General features: G+C 42.6%; 2 protein-coding genes. Both read left to right on the forward strand.

The window, feature by feature from the left end; translation table 11 throughout:
- The first annotated feature begins 386 nt into the window (after positions 1–386).
- A complete protein-coding gene (locus HF312_21595) occupies positions 387–575 on the forward strand; it encodes a hypothetical protein (protein MCU7522805.1) in 189 nt (62 codons plus the stop codon).
- A gap of 151 nt (positions 576–726) precedes the next feature.
- Complete coding sequence (locus tag HF312_21600) at positions 727–1,254, forward strand: hypothetical protein (GenBank protein MCU7522806.1); 528 nt, start codon at positions 727–729, stop codon at positions 1,252–1,254.
- Positions 1,255–1,399: the final 145 nt, after the last annotated feature.

Below are 1,399 nucleotides of genomic sequence, written 5' to 3' on the forward strand. Positions count from 1 at the left end.
CTAAGTCCGTACAATGAAAGAGCTCCTCGACGTATTCCTTAAACCGGGAATCATATCGAACCGTGGGCCGATAACAATCCGAATCTTTTCTCATGACTCCACCTTCTTATCAAAAACGGAACAATGACAATGAGGACAGATATAAGCCATAAAGGAATCAATCTCCTTTATATCGTCCTGGGGGATTTCTTTTTGACAGTGAATACAAGTGACTTTCATTATAGGATTCCTCCCTCGTATAGGATTACACTATCAGTCTATGCGGCGGACGTCCCTAGTATTCTCATTCTCTATTAAGGTACGAAAAATTCTATATAAAAAATTCGTCGAAACCTCTTGTCAAAAGATTACGAAAGTACTATATTAATAACAGGAGGTGACAGACAGTGACAGAAACAGTCAAAGAAATCAAACTAGAAACAAAATTAGACAGCGTGGGCCGTGTTCTTTTTCCTGCTTACCTCCGCGAGGCAATCGGAGTAGGAAGGGGGGAAAGAGTGGTGATCGAGCTTAGAGAGGGAAAGTTAAATATCTATAAGCCCGTTACCCTCGAACAATGTCAGAAGAAGAATTAATCGAAGAAGTAATCGAGCAATTAATCGGGTACAATGAACGTCATTCAAACTGGGACTTTCACAAGTTAGCCCATCTACATCATTCATTATTAAAAATGATTATTCATGTAGAGCAAGACACGCAAGCCCAACTAAACCAATTAAAAGGAGAATGAAAAACATGTCAGCCATCAAAGCCCTAATCAAAGCCCATAAAGCGAAATCAATCAGCGAGGATACTTTTACCCTCATCAATTTCTTAGCCAAGTTTGAAGAATCAAAAGGCGACCGCAAAGGAATCGCCCGCATGGAACTCGTCGGACTTGAGGCGAAATACATTCCGAAGTTTGACCGCAACTCTCCGGAGTGGAACGGCCAGGCACAAGGCAACGGATTCCGGACTCGTTTCTTTTTGAAAGACGGCTCCACCGTGGGAACCTTCTCGGGTGCCGCTCATGACTTCTTTAAATTCTATGCCGAGTTAATGGGATATGATCGTCAGCTCCCTTCCTTCCTTCATATTGATATCACGGGTGTTCTGCAAGTCGATATTAGTAAGGTTGCTCTTGATGGAGGAAAATCCACTTATAATTTTGAAATCGTGGAAGAAGGTTCCGAGTTGACTGGATTCAGTGAATACTTACCAACCGCCCAAGAGGTTCTCTCCTTAGAGGCTCCAGGCGAACCAACAGAAGAATAAGCAAGACGTCAAAGGACGTCCTTAACGAGAGAGGGATAGACGTCCCTCTCTTTTATTTGATTTACAAGGGGTGAGAGTGTGGGAAGGAAAAAAGAGACTAAGAGTTTTATAGAAAAGATTACCGAGCTTGAGGCCCTCTATGGAC

This window comes from Ignavibacteria bacterium (assembly GCA_025612375.1).
GTDB lineage: Bacteria > Bacteroidota > Ignavibacteria > Ignavibacteriales > SURF-24 > JAAXKN01.